Source organism: Streptomyces sp. NPDC034049, assembly GCF_055575575.1.
Genome location: NZ_JBVISJ010000019.1, coordinates 156668 through 173719, shown reverse-complemented (window position 1 = coordinate 173719; position 17052 = coordinate 156668). Strand labels below are relative to the sequence as shown.

The window sequence follows — 17052 nt, the reverse complement described above, 5'->3', positions numbered from 1 at the left end:
GGCACCTACACCGAACTGCCCTCGTCCAACCCCTCCGTCCTCGCCTACCTGCGCGAACACAAGGACGACCTGGTGCTGTGCGTGAACAACTTCTCCCGCTTCCCGCAGCCCACGGAACTCGACCTGCGCGCCTACGAGGGACGCCACCCCGTCGAACTCATCGGCCAAGTCCGCTTCCCCGCCATCGGCGAACTGCCGTATCTGCTCACCCTCGCGGGCCACGGCTTCTACTGGTTCCGGCTCTCCCGAGTCCTCTCCCGCGCTGCCCTAGGGCGTTGAAGCGCGGGCCGGCGAAAGGACGCGTCACCATGTCGAAGACCGCATCCGCACTGCTCCGGCCGAGCGGCGAGGAGGTCGCCGTCGGTCTCATGACCTCGTTGGCGGGGCTGCTGCGCGAGTGGCTGCCACGGCAACGCTGGTTCGCCGGCAAGGACCGGCCGGTCACGGACCTCGCGCTGCTGTCGATGACCGAGCTGTATCCGGGCTGTCTGCACCTGCTCGTGCACACCGGTCAGGCGGGCCACCCCGGTCACGGCGGGGTGCCCGCGCCGGGCGGCACTCCCCCGGCCGGTGACTGCTACCAGCTTCTGCTCGGGGTGCGTGAGCATCCGGTGCCGCGCCTGGGCCGGGCGCTGATCGGGCAGGCGCACGAGGGGCCGCTCGCCGGTCTGACGGTGTACGACGCGCTGTACGACCCCCGGTCGGCCGAGCTGCTCCTCGAACGGCTGCGGCATCCCGGCTCGGCGGGCCCGCTGCGCTTCGAGGCGGACCCGGGCGCGCGGGTGCCGGCCGGATTGGCGCCCCGGCTGCTGGACGCCGAGCAGTCCAACTCGTCGCTGGTGTACGGGGACGAGTACATCCTGAAGGTCTTCCGGCGCATCCAGCCGGGGGTGAACCCCGATCTGGAGGTGCCGGGCGCGCTGGCCGGGCAGGGGTGCGGCCGGGTGCCGGCGCCGGTCGCCTGGTTCCGGACGACCGATCCGTTCCCGGCGACCCTCGGGGTGCTGCAGCCCTTCCTGCCCGACGCGTCGGACGGCTGGACGCTGGCGCTCGGCGCGCTCGCCGCCGGCCAGGACTTCACCGAGGAGGCCCGTGAGCTGGGCCGGGCCACGGCGGAGGTGCATCTGGCGCTGGCGTCGGCCTTCCCCGCCGGGGCCCCCGGCGAGAACGCGCGGACGGCGGCGGCGATGACCGAACGACTCGACGCCGCCGCACGCTCCGTACCGGCCCTGCGGCCGTACGTCCCCGGACTGCGCGCGGCCTTCCGCGCCCTGCTGGCCTGCGACGCGGGGCCGCCCGCACAGCGCGTGCACGGCGATCTGCATCTGGGGCAGGTGCTGCGGGCGGGCCCGGAGTGGTTCGTCATCGACTTCGAGGGCGAGCCGTCCCGTCCGCTCGCCGAGCGGTGCGGCACCCAGTCACCGGTGCGGGACATCGCCGGGATGCTGCGCTCCTTCGACTACGCCGCCCGGCAGCGCCGGCCCTGGCGCCCCGAGTGGGCGCGCCGCTGCCGGGAGGCGTACTGCTCGGGCTACGCGGCCCGCGCCGGCTGGGACCCGCGCGAGAAGCACGGTCTGCTGCGCGCCTACGAGACCGACCGGGCCGTGTACGAGGTCCTCTACGAGGCCCGGCACCGTCCTGACTGGCTCCCCGTACCGATGGCGGCGATCGAGCGTCTCGCCGTGAGAGGAGACTGAACCCGTGGCCCTGCGTGACACCACGCCCCCCGAGTCGGCGGGTCCGCCCCGGCGCCGCCCCCGGCTGACCGTGGCCGCCCCTCCCCTGCCCCCCGAGGAGCGTGCGCGGCTCCTGTCCGGCGCGCATCACGACCCGCACGCCCTGCTGGGTGCTCATCCGGTGCCGGGCGGCGGCATCGCGCTGCGGGCCCTGCGCCCGTACGCCCATGCCGTGAGTGTCGTGATCGAGGGCGAGCGCACCTATCTCGCCTCGGAGGGCGACGGCCTCTTCTCCGTCCTCCTGCCGCTCGACGCCGTCCCCGTGTACACGCTGTTCGTGTCGTACGAGGACACCGACCACGAGGTCCACGACCCGTACCGTTTCCTGCCCGCGCTCGGCGAGCTGGATCTGCATCTGATCCGTGAGGGGCGGCACGAGCAGTTGTGGAAGGCGCTCGGGGCCGAGCCGATGACCCATCAGGGTGTCACCGGCACTCGTTTCACCGTCTGGGCGCCGAACGCCCGCGGGGTGCGGGTCGTCGGGGACTTCGCCTGCTGGGACGGGACGGCGTTCCCGATGAGATCCCTCGGCTCCTCCGGGGTCTGGGAGCTGTTCCTGCCCGGGGTGGGCGAGGGCGCCCTCTACAAGTTCGAGATCACCTCGCGCGACGGGCGGCGTCTGCTCAAGGCCGACCCGATGGCCCGCCGGGCGGAGGTCCCCCCCGCTACGGCCTCCGTCGTGCACGCCTCGCACTACACGTGGGGCGACGACGAGTGGATGGCCCGGCGCGGTGACGTCCCGGTGCACGAGGCGCCGTTCTCGGTCTACGAGGTCCATCTGCCGTCCTGGCGACCGGGACTGACGTATCGTCAACTCGCCGATGTACTGCCCGGGTACGTCTCCGATCTGGGGTTCACCCATGTCGAGTTGATGCCGGTCGCCCAGCACCCGTTCAGCGGTTCCTGGGGCTACCAGGTCACCGGGTTCTACGCCCCGACGGCCCGGCTCGGCACCCCGGACGACTTCAAGTACCTCGTCGACGCCCTGCACCGGGCCGGGATCGGGGTGATCGTGGACTGGGTGCCCGCGCACTTCCCCAAGGACGACTGGGCGCTCGGCCGCTTCGACGGGGAGCCGCTGTACGAGCCCGGGGACAGCCGGCGGGCGGAGCATCCGGACTGGGGGACGTACGAGTTCGACTTCGGCCGGACCGAGGTGCGCAACTTCCTCGTGGCGAACGCCGTGTACTGGTGCGAGGAGTTCCATGTGGACGGGCTGCGGGTGGACGCGGTCGCCTCCATGCTCTACCTGGACTACTCGCGGGACTCCGGGCAGTGGTCGCCCAATGTGTTCGGCGGACGTGAGGACCTGGACGCGGTCGCCTTCCTCCAGGAGATGAACGCCACCGTGTACCGGCGCGCTCCGGGTGTGGTGACGATCGCGGAGGAGTCCACGGCCTGGGACGGCGTGACCCGCCCGACCGACAGCGGCGGGCTGGGCTTCGGGCTGAAGTGGAACATGGGGTGGATGCACGACTCCCTGGGCTACATGGAGCACGAGCCGGTGCACCGCAAGTACCACCACAACGAGATGTCGTTCTCGATGGTGTACGCGTACAGCGAGAACTACGTCCTGCCCATCTCCCACGACGAGGTCGTGCACGGCAAGCGGTCGCTGGTGTCGAAGATGCCGGGCGACTGGTGGCAGCGGCGCGCCGACCACCGCGCGTACCTCGGCTTCATGTGGGCCCATCCCGGTAAGCAACTCCTCTTCATGGGACAGGAGTTCGCCCAGGGCGGGGAGTGGGTGGAGTCCCAGGGGCCGGACTGGTGGCTGCTCGATCCCGGATACGGCGCCCAGGCCGACCACCGGGGGGTGCGGGACCTCGTCCGGGACCTCAACACGATCTACCGGGACACGCCCGCCCTCTGGCAGCGGGACACCGACCCGGCCGGCTTCCAGTGGGTGAGCGCGGACGCCGCCGAGGACAACGTCTTCGCGTTCCTGCGGTTCGCCGCGGACGGGACACCGCTGCTGGCCGTCTCCCACTTCGGCCCGGTGGTGCGCGAGGACTACCGCCTCGGGGTGCCGGGCGACGTCACTGCGTGGCGCGAGGTGCTGAACACGGACGCGGTCGTCTACGGCGGCAGCGGAGTCACCCGTCCCCGGCCCGTCGTGGCCGAGCCGCACGCCTGGCACGGGCGGCCGGCCAGTGTCCGTCTGACCCTGCCCCCGCTGGCCACGGTGTGGCTCCGCCCGGAGCGGCTTGCCGGCCGCGGGGAGCCCAGTGACCCGAGAGCACCGCGAAGGAGTGCGCCATGACCGACGGACTGAAGACCGTCATCTACCCCGTCGAGGACCTGGCTCGGGCGAAGGCCCTGTTCGGGACCCTGCTGGAGGTCGAGCCGTACGCGGACACGCCGTACTACGTCGGTTTCAAGGACGCGGGGCAGGACGTGGGGCTGGACCCGAACGGCCATGCCAAGGGAATGACGGGGCCCGTGCCGTACTGGCACGTCAGCGACATCCGGTCGACGCTCGCGGCGCTGCTCGTGGCCGGGGCGCAGACGCTGGAGGACGTCCATGAGGTGGGCGGCGGCCGGTTGATCGCCTCGGTGAAGGACCCGGACGGCAACCTGATCGGGCTGCTCCAGGACACGGCGGAGGAGTAGGGACGGGGCGATCGTTGCAACTGCACTAGTTGCACGCACAACGATCGGTCGGCCCTCTGTTACCGTGCACATATGGCAGCGAACACGACCGGTGTCCGGCTCGAGGACCAGTGGCGGGACATCCTGTCCGTGCACGCGCGCACGATGTGCGAGATCGATCGTGTGCTGCATCCGCACGGGCTGGGCGCCAGCGACTTCGAGGTGCTCGACATCCTCGCGTCGGGGCTGGCGGCGGCCACGGCGGCCGGGGATCTGTGCCGGGTGCAGAACATCGCCGAGAAGGTCCACCTCAGCCAGAGCGCGCTGTCCCGGCTGATCGGCCGACTGGAGAAGGACGGCCTGGTGGAGCGGTCCGTGTGCGCGGAGGACCGGCGCGGGGTGTGGGTCACCCTGACGGACAAGGGCCGCGCGCTGCACGCGGAGGTCCAGCCGCTCCAGCGTGAAGTCCTGGCCCGCATGCTGCGGCGGGACTGACCCCACCTGCTCTGCGGCAGGACCGACCCCGCCCTCGGGGCTCCCTGAACGGCGTGGCGGCCGTCCCCGGGGCCGTCGGGCGAGTGGTCCCCGCGCGGGTCAGATCCCCTGGCCGCCCAGGAGGGTGCCCACGTCGTGGGCGTCGAGGGTGAGGCCGTGCGGGGAGCCGGCGTCGATGGTGAGGGAGAGGTCGGCGTCGGCGGGCCACTGGGAGGCCAGGGCGCCCAGGGGTACCAGGCGGTAGCGCGACACGTCGGGCAGCAGTTCGGCCATCGCGGGCTCCGAGGTGAAGACCGGCACGATCTGCTCGCCGCCGGGCTGCTCCAGCACCGGCAGCGCCACGGCCGTCGGATCGTTGACGGCCGCCTCGTCGGCGTCGTCCGGGACCGGGATCAGCACGTCGGTGTCGGCGAGCGTGTGGAGCGCGGCCGTGTCATGGGTGTCGAAGGCGAGCGCGGTCAGCGCACGCTGGGCCGGCGAGGCGGCCTGGTGCGGGTTGTGGCCATTGACGGGTATGTCCATCGGAAGATCCCAGGTAGTAGCGGAAGGGCCGCCCGGGACGGCGTCCGTCCCGGGCGCTGCGCCCCTCGCGTACCCGACGTGGAGGCGGGCATTCCTCTACCTGGGCGATGCATATGAGGCGGGAGGGGCCACCGGGTCCCTAGGGCCCAGGTCACGACGGGTGTGGTCGTCCAGGAACCGCCCTCGCCCTCGACCGGGCCGGTGCCCGCGCGGGGGCGTGGCAATCTCTCGCGGCGCGGACGCCACAGGGGCATGACGGTCAGCGGAACCCGTCGCGCGACCGGCACCGCGCCGAAGGGGCCGGAAGTGAAAATGAACCAGCAGTGGTGACCGGCGCCCACGCGCCCGCCGGGAGCCCGTGCCTAGCGTGGCCGCATGACCATGCAAACCTGGTTTCCCGACGCCAAGCTGGGCATCTTCATCCACTACGGCATCTACGCCGTGGACGGAGTGCCGGAGTCCTGGGCCTTCTACTGGGGCGAGGTGACGCACGAGCGGTACATGAAACAGCTCGACGGCTTCACCGCGTCCGCCTACGACCCCACGGCCTGGGCCGATTTGTTCGCCCGGGTGGGCGCGAAGTACGCGGTGCTCACGGCACGCCACCACGACGGCGTCGCGCTGTGGGACACCGCCCGCGGCGATCTGGACGTCGTCCGCCGCACACCGGCGGGCCGGGACCTGATCACCGGGTACGTCGACGCGCTGCGCGAGCGGGGCCTCAAGGTCGGCCTCTACTACTCGCACTCCGACTGGAACCATCCCGACTACGCCAGTGTCCGCCACCCCGACATCGACCAGTGGTCGAACCAGCACCCGGGCGGCAACGACGCCAACCCCTACTCCCACGCCGCACCCGGCGAGGAGGACCCGGCCGCCTGGGAGCGCTACCTCGCCTACCGGGACGGCCAGGTGAGCGAGCTGGTCGAACGGTTCCGCCCCGATCTGCTGTGGTTCGACGGCGAGTGGGAGCGCACCGAGGAGCAGTGGCGGATGCGGGAGTTGGCCGAGCTGATCCTCCGGGAGAACCCCGGCACCGTGCTCAACGCCCGCATGCTCTCCTACGGCGACTACGCCACCCCGGAACAGGGCGTCCCGCTCGAAGCGCCTTCCGGCCCCTGGGAGTTGTGCCTGACCATCAACGACTCATGGGGGTTCCAGCACGCGGACCACAACCACAAATCCGTGCGGCAGCTGGTGCGTTACTTCGCCGAGACGATCGGCATGGGCGGCAATCTGCTGCTGGACGTCGGGCCGAGGGCGGACGGGACGATCCCCCCGGAGCAGGTGGAGCGGCTGGAAGGGCTCGGGGCGTGGATCGGGCGGCACTCCGACGCCGTGTACGGCACGGTCGCCGGGCTGCCGGCCGGGCACCACTACGGTCCGAGCACCCTCTCCGCGGACCGGCGCACCCTGTACCTGATGTGCTTCGACGTGCCGCGCGAGTCGGTGGCGGTACGGGGGCTGCGCAACCCCGTCACCAAGGTCACCGTCCTCGGCACGGGCACCGAGCTGGGGCACCGGGTGATCGGCGGCCTCGACGCGGTGCCCGGCGTGACCTGGATCGACGCGCCCGCGGAGGCCGACCTCGACCCGTACGCGACCGTCCTGGCCGTGGAGTTGGAGGGAGAGCTGGACCTCTACCGGGGCTCGGGCCGCGACTGACCCGGCACCCCGGCCCCCTGTCACACCCGGGCGGCCGGGCACGTCGGGCGCGTGGGGCACGTCGGGCACGTCGGGCACGTCGGGCACGTCGGGCACGGGACACATCACCGCACCTCCTGAGCCCGTACCGGGGGGTGGAGCGGGCAGGGGACATGTCGGGACCTCCGTACAATCCTCGGGGAATCGACCGTGGGTTCGCTTTCATGAACCTCCCGGTCGGCCCGGGACGGCCCCGGGCCCGCTTCAGGGGGAATCGCATTGCCGTGGGACGTGGCTCCGCTGGTGGGCCGGGAGACGGAACTCGCTCGCCTCGCCGACGTACTCGACGGGTTGTCCGGGCCCGGCCACGGCCCGGCCGTCGTGGACGTCACCGGCGCGGCGGGCATCGGCAAGAGCAGGCTGGTCTCGGAGTTCTGCGCCCGGGCGCGGGACAAGGGCATGACGGTGCTGCGCGGCCGGGCGACCGAGTACGAGCGGCACCTGCCCTACCAGCCCCTCGCCGACGCCCTCGCCGATCTCGACACCGGGACGGGGATCCCGTCGCCGTTCGCCGAGGTCCGCGCCATGGACCGTTTCGCCCTGCAACGCGCGGCGGCGGCCTTCCTGACCCGGATCGCGCACACCGGCAACGGCCTCGTGGTCGTCCTCGACGACGTGCACTGGGCCGACCCGGCGTCCCTGGAACTCCTCGACCATCTCGTCCGGCATCCTCCCCGGCGCGCGCCCGTGGTGATCGTGGTGGCCCGGCGGGAACGGCAGACCGCGCCCCGGCTCGTCGCCTCCCTCACCCGAGGCGTGGAGGCCGGGACAGTGCTCCGCCTCGAACTGGGCCCCCTGAACCGCGACGCCTGCCTCGCCGCTCTGGCCCCCGACCGTCCGGCCGACCTCGCCGCCGAGCTGTACACCGCCAGCGAGGGCAACCCGCTCTACTTCCTCGCCCTGCTCCAGGCCGGCAGGCCCGCCGGGCTCAGCTCACTGCTGCTGGACGAACTGACGCCGCTCACCGACGACCAGCGCCGGACGGTTCAGGCCGTCGCCGTCCTCGGCGACCACGCAGCGCCCGCCCTGGTGGCCGCCGTCACCGGCCGCCCGGAGCATGAACTCGACGCAGACTTCCGCGAGTTGGCCGCCCGTGACCTCGCGCGTCCGGGGCCGGACGGCCGGTGGACGCTCCGGCATCCGGTGCTGCGGTCCCTCGTCCACGACACCACCGATCCCACCCTGCGCACCCGGATGCACCACCTCGCCGCCGTCGAACTGGCCCGGATCGGGGCGCCGGTCAGCGAGCGGGCGCACCACGTCGAGCGGGCGCTGACCGGCTGGGACCCGCACGCCGTGACCGTACTCACCGAGGCCGCCCGGCAGGCCGCCGCCACCGCGCCCGCGAGCAGCGCGCACTGGCTCGGCGTCGCCCTCGCCCATCTGCCCGAGCGTCCGGAACACAGCGTGCTGCGCCGGGATCTGATGCTCCGCCGGGCCGAGGCACTCGGCGCCAGCGGCGGGCTGCGCGAGAGCCGGGACCTGCTGCACGAGGTGATCAGCCTGTCGCCGCCGGGCACCGACGACGGCGCCCGGACCCTGGCCGTCACCCTGTGCGCGGTGATGGAGCGTCATCTCGGCCGGTACACCGAGGCCGTGGCCCTGCTCCGCCGCGAACTGGCCCGGGGCACCGGCCTCTCCCCCGCCGAGACCGTCCGACTCGGCCTGGAACTGGGCTCGTCCGCACCGCACGCCAGCTCCTACCCGGACGTACGCGAGGACGTGGCCCGCACCCTGGAGCTGGCCCGGTCGCTGGGCGACGAGATCGCGGAGGCGGGCGCGCTCGCCGTCGCCGCGCTCGGGGAGGCGTACGAGGGCGACCCGGAGGCCGCCGCCGAGGCGACCGACCGGGCGGCCGCGCTCATCGACTCCCTCACCGACCAGGATCTCGCGGGCCTGTGCGAGCCACTGGCCCGGCTCAGCTGGGCGGAGGCCTTCCTGGAACGGTACGCCGACGCCGAACGGCACGCCGAGCGCGGCCTGGTGATCGCCCGCCGGGGCGGTCTGCTCTATGTGGTGCCGCATCTGCTGCTGTGCCGGTCCCACCTCCATGTCATGACGCTGCGACTGGGGTCGGCCCTGGAACTCGCGGAGGAGGCGGAGACGATCGCCCGGGCCATCGGCAGCGACGAGTTGCTCGCCTTCGTCCTGGCGTCCAAGGCCCAGGCGCTGATCCCCGCGCTCCCGCCGGGTGACGGTGGTGCGCTGGCCGTGGCCGAGGAAGCCGTCGCCCGGGCCGGCGCCGGCACCGGCTGGTGGGCGTCCATCGCGTGGGCCGTGCTGGGGTTCGCCGCGCTCCACTCCGGTGATCCGGTGCGCGCCCGTGCGGCCGTGCTGCGGGCGGGCGGGGAGGATCTGTCCGGTCTGCAGCCCAGCATGCGGCCGCTGTTCACCGAGATCCTCGTCTCCGCCTCCCTGCTCACCGGAGACCACGACGAGATCCGGCGGTGGGCCGGGCAGGCCCGCGAGGAGGCGGAGCGGCTGGGCCTCGTGGCGCAGCGGGCGGCCGCGCTGCGCAGCCTGGCGCATGTGCCGTTGGCCGAGGGTGATCCGGCCGCCGCGGCGACGTTGTTCGAGCGGGCCGCCGAGGAGGCTGGCCGGGGCCGGGGCGGGCTGTGGGAGGCGCAGACCCTGCTGATGGGGGCACCCCTGACCGCGTCGGCGGGGCGTCCGGCTCGCGCCCGCGTCATGTGGGAGCGCGCCGTTCAGCTGAGCACCGACGCCGGCGCCCACCTGCTGACCGGCCTCGCGGAGGCGATCCGTCCGGTGGTCTTCGCGGCGGCGGAACCGGAAGGGGAGGCAGAGGCGCAGGCGAAGGCGGCAGCGAAGAAGGCGAACGGGCCGGGCGGGGCCGACGCGGGCGCGGGTCCGGGCGCGGGTCCGGGCGCGGGCGCGGGTCCGGGCGCGGGCGCGGGCGCGGGCGCGGGCGCGGGCGCGGGCAACAGCAAAGCGCCGGGCACGGGCTCCGGCGCGCCGTCGCGGGCAGCGGCGTTCGTGGAGTTGGCCGCGCTGTCCCCGCGGGAGCGGGAGATCACCGCCCTCGTCGCGAAGGGCCTGACCAGTCCCGCCATCGCCGAGCGGCTCTTCCTCAGCCCGCGCACGGTCGAGACCCACCTCTCCCGCATCTACCGCAAGACGGGCCTCGCGTCACGGGCGGCGCTGGCGGCCCTCCAGACCCGGGACGAACTGCGCGAGGGCGGCGCGTGAGCCGGTGGGATGTCAAGGAATGGGGGCGATGTGCACCCCTCGATGCCTCTCCTCCGAGCGGGGTGGTTAGCATATGAGCGCCGCCTAGCTCGAAAGACAAATCTGTGACTCTCAACGAGGACTCGTTCACCGTCTGGAAGCACCGCGAGGAGATCGCGGAATCGATGATCCCGATCATCGGGAAGCTGCACCGCGAGCGGGACGTGACGGTCCTGCTGCACAGCCGCTCCCTGGTGAACAAGTCGGTGGTCAGCATCCTGAAGACCCACCGGTTCGCCCGCCAGATCGCCGGCGTGGAGCTGTCGGTCACCGACACCCTGCCGTTCCTACAGACCCTCACCACGCTCGACCTCGGCCCCTCCCAGATCGACATCGGCCTGCTCGCCGAGGCGTACCAGGCCGACGACCGAGGCCTGTCGATCGCGGAGTTCACCGCCGAGGCCGTCGCCGGTGCCACCGGCGCCAACAAGATCGAGGGCGCGGAGGGACGCGACGTCGTCCTCTACGGCTTCGGCCGCATCGGCCGCCTCGTGGCCCGCCTGCTCATCGAGAAGGCCGGCTCGGGCAACGGGCTACGCCTGCGCGCCATCGTGGTGCGCGGCGGCGGTGAGCAGGACATCGTCAAGCGCGCCTCGCTGCTGCGCCGGGACTCCATCCACGGCCAGTTCCAGGGCACGATCACCGTGGACGAGGCGACCAGCACGATCAACGCCAACGGCAACGAGATCAAGGTGATCTACGCCGGTGACCCGTCCGAGGTCGACTACACCGAGTACGGCATCAAGAACGCCATCCTCATCGACAACACGGGCAAGTGGCGCGACCGTGAGGGTCTGTCGAAGCACCTGCGTCCCGGCATCGACAAGGTCGTGCTGACCGCGCCCGGCAAGGGCGACGTCCCGAACATCGTGCACGGCGTCAACCACGACACGATCAAGCCGGACGAGCAGATCCTGTCCTGTGCGTCCTGCACCACCAACGCGATCGTGCCGCCGCTGAAGGCGATGGACGACGAGTTCGGCGTGCTGCGCGGTCATGTGGAGACCGTCCACTCGTTCACCAACGACCAGAACCTGCTGGACAACTACCACAAGTCGGACCGTCGCGGCCGCTCCGCGCCGCTCAACATGGTCATCACCGAGACGGGTGCCGCCTCGGCGGTCGCCAAGGCACTGCCCGCCCTGAAGGCGCCGATCACCGGCAGCTCGATCCGCGTCCCCGTGCCGGACGTCTCGATCGCGATCCTCAGCCTGCGCCTCGGCCGCGAGACCGACCGCGAGGAGGTCCTCGACTACCTCCGGGGCGTCTCGCTGACCTCCCCGCTGAAGCGCCAGATCGACTTCACCAACGCGCCCGACTCGGTCTCCAGCGACTTCATCGGCTCCCGCCACGCGTCGATCGTCGACGCCGGCGCCACCAAGGTCGACGGCGACAACGCGATCCTCTACCTCTGGTACGACAACGAGTTCGGCTACTCCTGCCAGGTCATCCGGGTCGTCCAGCACGTCTCCGGCGTGGAGTACCCCACATACCCGGCTCCGGCGGTCTGAGCCACCGACGCAGGATCAGCGAATCAGTGCGCACCGCGGGCGCGAGACACGGTTCTCCCGAACCTCGTGCGCGCTGATTCCGCTCCGCGACTCCGGACTCCGCGCAAGGGATCTTGAGCGCGCGAGCAGCCCATGGCAGGCTCGTGCCGCATGATCGATGCATTCGCCAAGGACAACCTGCACGGAAGGCTGCGGCGGGACCGCGAGGCGCTGCTCTGGAAACTCGACGGCCTGTCCGAGTACGACGCCCGCCGGCCTCTGACGGCGACCGGGACCAACCTCCTCGGCCTGGTCAAACACGTGGCCACCGTCGAGGCCCGGTACTTCGGCGAGGTCTTCGACCGCCCTTCACCGGAGCCGCTGCCCCGCTGGCAGGACTCCGACGGCGGCGATCTGTGGGCGACCGAGGACGAGACCCGCGGTCAGATCATCGGGTTCTACCGGCGCACGTGGGAACACTCGGACACGACGATCGACGGGCTTCCCCTCGACGCCCCCGGCCACGTGCCGTGGTGGCCGGAGCCTCACGCCGACACCAATCTGTTCGCCGTCCTGGTCCATGTCCTCGGCGAGTCCGTCCGGCACGCCGGGCACGCCGACATCCTCCGCGAGGGCATCGACGGCCGGACCGGGTTGCGCCCCGAACACGAGACACGGATCGACGAGGACGCCCGTGCGGCCCACTGCGCCAAGATCGAGCGGGCCGCCAGATCGGCCGCGTCGGGGGGTGCGCGGTCCTTCGGAACGTCTTGAATCGGGCTCGGGCCCCGGTCGGCGGCGGAGAGAACCGTGGTGACGCGGACGGCGAGGAGGCTGCTGGGGTGACGGTACGGTTCGGGTCCTCGGCGTCGTCGGCGCGTGGCACGACGAGGTGGCCCTGGGACTGACCGCCGCCGTGGTGTGATGGGCGTCGTGAGCCGAGCTGCCGAAGAGTCCAACCGCCGTATGCTGCGGGCCCGGGACGCCATGGACCGGGCGTACGCGCAGCCCTTGGACGTGCCCGCGCTGGCCCGGATCGCCCATGTCTCCGAGGCGCACTTCACGCGCACGTTCCGGGCCACGTTCGGGGAGACGCCCCACCGCTATCTGCAGCGTCGCCGGGTCGAGCGGGCGATGTTCCTGTTGCGGGAGACCGACCGCGGTGTGACGGACATCTGCTTCGACGTGGGCTTCGGCAGCCCGGGTACCTTCAGCCGCACCTTCCGCGACATCGTGGGCACGTCGCCGCGGCAGTACCGCAAGGAGGCGCCGCCGCTGCCCGTGCCGACGTGTTCCACGAAGGCGTGGACGCGGCCGAGCGATTGAGCAGTTCTGGATAAGTTTCCGACCGGCCCGCTCGGTAGCGTGAGGCCCATGTTCACCGCCATCACGCACTCGCAGATCTACGTCCTCGACCAGGACGAGGCCCTCGACTTCTACGTCGGCAAGCTCGGCCTGGAGGTCAACACCGATGTCGACCTGGGCTTCATGCGCTGGCTGACCGTCCAGGTGCCCGGCCGGCCGGAGCGCCAGATCCTCCTGGAGAAGCCGGGGCCGCCGGCGCTCTCCGAGGACACCGCGGCACAGGTCCGCGCACTGCTCACCAAGGGGGCCATGGGCGGCCACCTCATCTTCAGCACGGACGACTGCCGCAAGACCTACGACACCCTCCTCGGCAAGGGCGTCGAGTTCACCGAGGAGCCCACCGAACGCCCCTACGGCATCGACTGCGGCCTGCGCGACCCGTTCGGCAACAGCATCCGCTTCACCCAGCCGAAGGGCTGAGCCCCGGGCGCTCCCCGGCCTCGGGGGCGTTGTCAGTGGTGGGCGGCAGGATGGGGGCATGACGACATCAGCTGCAGTGATCGTGGATGCCGCCGCCTACGCGCAGGCCGTCGAGGACGCCGTGCGGGCCTCGTCCGCCTACTACACCGGGGGCACGTCGGCGTTGGACGACGACACCTACGACCGGCTCGTGCGCGGTATCGCGGCGTGGGAGGCCGAGCATCCCGAGGGGATACTGCCCGACTCACCTACCGGCAAGGTCGCCGGTGGCGCGGTCGAGGGGGACGTGCCACACACGGTGGCGATGCTGAGCCTGGACAACGTGTTCTCGGGCGAGGAGTTCACCGCGTGGACGGCGTCGCTGACTCGGCGGATCGGGCACGACGTGGAGCGGTTCAGCGTGGAGCCCAAGCTCGACGGGCTCGCGGTCGCCGCGCGCTACACCCAGGGGCGGCTCACCCGGTTGATCACCCGGGGCGACGGGACGGCCGGGGAGGACGTCTCGCACGCCATCGGCACCATCGAGGGGCTGCCGGGCGAGCTGGCCGAGCCGGTGACGGTGGAGGTGCGGGGCGAAGTCCTCATGACCACCGCCCAGTTCGAGCACGCCAACGAGATACGCACCGAGCACGGCGGGCAGCCCTTCGCGAACCCCCGCAACGCCGCGGCGGGCACCCTGCGCGCCAGGGAGCGTGCCTACACCGTGCCGATGACGTTCTTCGGGTACGGGCTGCTGGCGCTGCCTGGCACGGACGCCGCCGACGCCGCCCGGCTCGCGGAGCTGGCCCACAGCGACCTGATGGCCCGCGCCGCCGAGCTGGGCGTCAACACCACCGCGGGTACGGCCGTGCCCGGTGTCACCGCCGCTTCCGTCGAGGAGGTCCTCGCCCGGGTGACGGAGATCGCCGCGCTGCGGGCCGAGCTGCCCTTCGGGATCGACGGGATCGTCGTCAAGGCCGACCTGGCCGCCGACCAGCAGGCCGCCGGGTCCGGTTCCCGCGCCCCGCGCTGGGCGATCGCCTACAAGCTGCCCGCCGTCGAGAAGATCACCCGGCTGCTGGAGGTCGAGTGGAACGTCGGCCGCACCGGCATCATCGCGCCGCGCGGCGTACTGGAGCCCGTCGAGATCGACGGCTCCACCATCACGTACGCCACCCTGCACAACCCGGCCGACATCACCCGCCGTGACCTGCGGCTGGGCGACCACGTCATGGTGCACCGCGCCGGTGACGTGATCCCGCGCGTGGAGGCGCCCGTCGCCCATCTGCGCACCGGCGACGAACAGCCGATCGTCTTCCCCGAGGTGTGCCCGAGATGCGGCTCCGCCATCGACACCGGAGAACAGCGCTGGCGCTGCGAGAACGGCCGCAACTGCCATCTGGTGGCCTCCCTGTCGTACGCCGTCGGGCGCGACCAGCTCGACGTGGAGGGGCTCGGGCACACCCGGGTCGTCCAGCTCGTCGAGGCGGGCCTGGTGACCGACCTCGCGGATCTCTTCGCCCTCACCCGGGAGCAGCTCCTCGGGCTGGAGCGCATGGGGGAGACCAGCACCGACAACCTTCTCGCCGCGCTGGAGACGGCCAAGGGGCGGCCGTTGTCGCGGGTGCTGTGCGCGCTGGGCGTGCGGGGCACCGGACGTTCCATGTCCCGCCGTATCGCACGGTACTTCGCCACCATGGAGAACCTCCGGGCCGCGGACGCCGAAGCGATCCAGCGGGTCGAGGGCATCGGCACCGAGAAGGCCCCGTCGATCGTGGCCGAGCTGGCCGAACTCGCCCCGCTCATCGACAAGCTCGTGGCGGCCGGGGTGAACATGACCGAGCCGGGCGCCACGCCTCCCGCGCCGGCCGACGAGAGCACCGCCGACGCCGAGGACGGCACCGAGGCGGCGGGTGGGCCGCTCGCCGGGATGGCCGTGGTGGTCACGGGCGCGATGACCGGGGTGCTGGAGAAGCTCAGCCGCAACCAGATGAACGAACTCATCGAACGCGCCGGGGGCCGCGCCTCCTCCAGCGTCTCCAAGAAGACCTCCCTGGTCGTCGCGGGGGAGAACGCCGGCTCCAAGCGCGCCAAGGCCGAGACGCTGGGCATCCGCCTGGCCGGCCCCGACGAGTTCGCCGCGCTGGTGGCCGACTTCCTCACAGCCGAATGATCACGAGGGCCGTGTCGTCGGTGGCACGGCCGTGGTGGAGGAGGTCCAGGAGCAGGGCGTCGGCGAGCAGCTCGGGGGTGGAGCGGCGATGGCGGGTGAGCGCTTCGGCCAGCCGGCCGAGGCTGACGTCGATGTCCTCGTCGCGGCGTTCGATCAGACCGTCGGTGTAGAGGACGAGGGTGTCGCCGACCGTGAAGCCGAGGGTGGCCTCCGGGCGGGGGGTGTGCTCGGGACGGGCGCCGAGCGGCGGATCGGTGGCGCCGTCGAGGAAGACGACCGAGCCGTCGCGGCGCAGCAGTGCGGGCGGCAGATGGCCGGCGCTGCTGTAGGTGATCGTGTGGCTGTCGAAGTCGACGCAGGTCTGCACGGCGGTGGTGTTCTCGGCGCCTTCGACGGAGCGGGCGTACAGGCCGAGCGCGTCCAGTGCCTGGGCGGGACCGTCGGCCACCAGGGACGCGGCGCTCAGCGCGCTGCGGAGCTTGCCCATCACGCAGGCGGCGGCCAGCCCGTGCCCGACCACGTCACCGACGGCGATCCCGATACGGTCGACACCCTCCAGGTCGACCAGGTCGTACCAGTCGCCGCACACGTTCAGCGCGTCCGTCGCCGGCTGGTAGCGGACGGCCGCCCGGTGGTGTCCGAGCGGGTTGGGCGCGGGCAGCATCGCCTTCTGCAGGGCGAGCGCCACTTCCCGCTCATGGGCGTGCGCCTCGCGCAGCCGTTCGTTGACCTCCTGCAGCTCCCGGGCACGGGTGTAGAGCTCGGCCTCCAGCACCCGGGCCCGGTCGCCCGGCGCGCGCTCGCGGGCCCGGATCAGCTCGGTGACCTCCTCCACCTTGTGGATCAGCAGCACCACCTTCCCGTCGGGGCCGAGGACCGGCGCGTTCACCGGACTCCAGTACCGCTCCTCCCACTCCCCCGGGCACTGCACCGACTCCACGTCGTAGCGCTGCAGCGCCATCGCGTCCCGCTCGCCGGTCTCCACCACACGGCTGAGGGAGGCCGCCAGGTTCCGCATCCCGTTCGCGGACGGGTCATCGGGATTGTCGGGGAACACATCGAAGAGATACCGGCCGACCACCTGCTCGCGGGTGCGCCCCGACATCCGCAGGAACTCCTCGTTCGCGTCCGCGTACACCAGATCGGGTGTCAGCAGCGCCACCATGCCCGGCAGCGCCTGGAACACCGCCGCGTAGTCGTTCGCCGTATCCGCCATGGTCGCCGCCTCAGCGTCCGTCGTGCTGTGATCTCCACCATAGGATCCCGGAGGCCCACGGGCGCGGTTCCGTGGTCAGGAAAAAGACCGGGTCACGCACTGTCGTACGCATGG

Annotated in this window: 14 protein-coding genes; 12 read left to right on the top strand and 2 right to left on the bottom strand. The window is 72.1% G+C overall.

Features of this window, described 5'->3' with window-relative positions:
• From ACZ52C_RS37375 to ACZ52C_RS37355, 5 genes are all read left to right on the top strand, one after another.
• Window positions 1-279: alpha-glucosidase C-terminal domain-containing protein (locus tag ACZ52C_RS37375; RefSeq protein ID WP_469078977.1), on the top strand; the 279-nt coding region annotated here is incomplete at its 5' end.
• Between the two features lie 29 nt (window positions 280-308).
• Window positions 309-1697: a maltokinase N-terminal cap-like domain-containing protein gene (locus ACZ52C_RS37370; RefSeq protein WP_469078976.1), complete on the top strand. Its 1389-nt coding sequence runs from the start codon at window positions 309-311 to the stop codon at window positions 1695-1697.
• 4 nt (window positions 1698-1701) lie between these two features.
• On the top strand, window positions 1702-3999 hold the full coding sequence (gene glgB, locus ACZ52C_RS37365) for a 1,4-alpha-glucan branching enzyme (RefSeq protein WP_469078975.1): 2298 nt from the start codon (window positions 1702-1704) through the stop codon (window positions 3997-3999).
• Entirely contained in the window at window positions 3996-4349 is a 354-nt protein-coding gene (locus ACZ52C_RS37360; protein WP_086803260.1) for a VOC family protein, read from the top strand. The genes glgB and ACZ52C_RS37360 overlap by 4 nt, the downstream gene beginning before the upstream one ends.
• Window positions 4350-4421: 72 nt before the next feature.
• Window positions 4422-4823, top strand: a complete 402-nt coding sequence (locus tag ACZ52C_RS37355; RefSeq protein ID WP_469078974.1) for a MarR family winged helix-turn-helix transcriptional regulator — start codon at window positions 4422-4424, stop codon at window positions 4821-4823.
• A 99-nt stretch (window positions 4824-4922) separates the two neighbouring features.
• Here the strand turns inward: ACZ52C_RS37355 and ACZ52C_RS37350 are convergent, their stop codons facing one another.
• Window positions 4923-5345 carry an SseB family protein gene (locus ACZ52C_RS37350; protein ID WP_469078973.1) on the bottom strand — a complete coding sequence of 141 codons (423 nt, stop codon included), beginning with the start codon at window positions 5343-5345 and terminating at the stop codon, window positions 4923-4925.
• 375 nt (window positions 5346-5720) lie between these two features.
• On the opposite strand from ACZ52C_RS37350, the gene ACZ52C_RS37345 reads away from it, so the two are divergent.
• The 7 genes from ACZ52C_RS37345 (at window position 5721) to ligA (ending at window position 15722) form a co-directional block, all read left to right on the top strand.
• Complete coding sequence (locus ACZ52C_RS37345) at window positions 5721-7010, top strand: alpha-L-fucosidase (RefSeq protein ID WP_469078972.1); 1290 nt, start codon at window positions 5721-5723, stop codon at window positions 7008-7010.
• 258 nt (window positions 7011-7268) lie between these two features.
• Window positions 7269-10256 (top strand): helix-turn-helix transcriptional regulator, encoded by a 2988-nt coding sequence (locus ACZ52C_RS37340; protein ID WP_469078971.1) that lies wholly within the window; start codon window positions 7269-7271, stop codon window positions 10254-10256.
• A 104-nt stretch (window positions 10257-10360) separates the two neighbouring features.
• Window positions 10361-11806, top strand: a complete 1446-nt coding sequence (locus tag ACZ52C_RS37335; protein WP_469078970.1) for a glyceraldehyde-3-phosphate dehydrogenase — start codon at window positions 10361-10363, stop codon at window positions 11804-11806.
• Window positions 11807-11956: 150 nt separating this feature from the next.
• The gene (locus ACZ52C_RS37330) at window positions 11957-12559 is read left to right on the top strand and encodes a DinB family protein (RefSeq protein ID WP_469078969.1); all 603 of its coding nucleotides are present in this window, start codon (window positions 11957-11959) and stop codon (window positions 12557-12559) included.
• A gap of 159 nt (window positions 12560-12718) precedes the next feature.
• The gene (locus ACZ52C_RS37325; RefSeq protein WP_469078968.1) at window positions 12719-13111 is read left to right on the top strand and encodes a helix-turn-helix domain-containing protein; all 393 of its coding nucleotides are present in this window, start codon (window positions 12719-12721) and stop codon (window positions 13109-13111) included.
• Window positions 13112-13159: 48 nt separating this feature from the next.
• Window positions 13160-13570, top strand: coding sequence for a VOC family protein (locus ACZ52C_RS37320; protein ID WP_045561818.1), 411 nt, complete (start codon window positions 13160-13162; stop codon window positions 13568-13570).
• Window positions 13571-13628: 58 nt separating this feature from the next.
• Window positions 13629-15722, top strand: a complete 2094-nt coding sequence (ligA, locus tag ACZ52C_RS37315; RefSeq protein WP_469078967.1) for an NAD-dependent DNA ligase LigA — start codon at window positions 13629-13631, stop codon at window positions 15720-15722.
• Here the strand turns inward: ligA and ACZ52C_RS37310 are convergent.
• The gene (locus ACZ52C_RS37310) at window positions 15709-16938 is read right to left on the bottom strand and encodes a PP2C family protein-serine/threonine phosphatase (RefSeq protein WP_469078966.1); all 1230 of its coding nucleotides are present in this window, start codon (window positions 16936-16938) and stop codon (window positions 15709-15711) included. The genes ligA and ACZ52C_RS37310 overlap by 14 nt on opposite strands.
• Window positions 16939-17052: the final 114 nt, after the last annotated feature.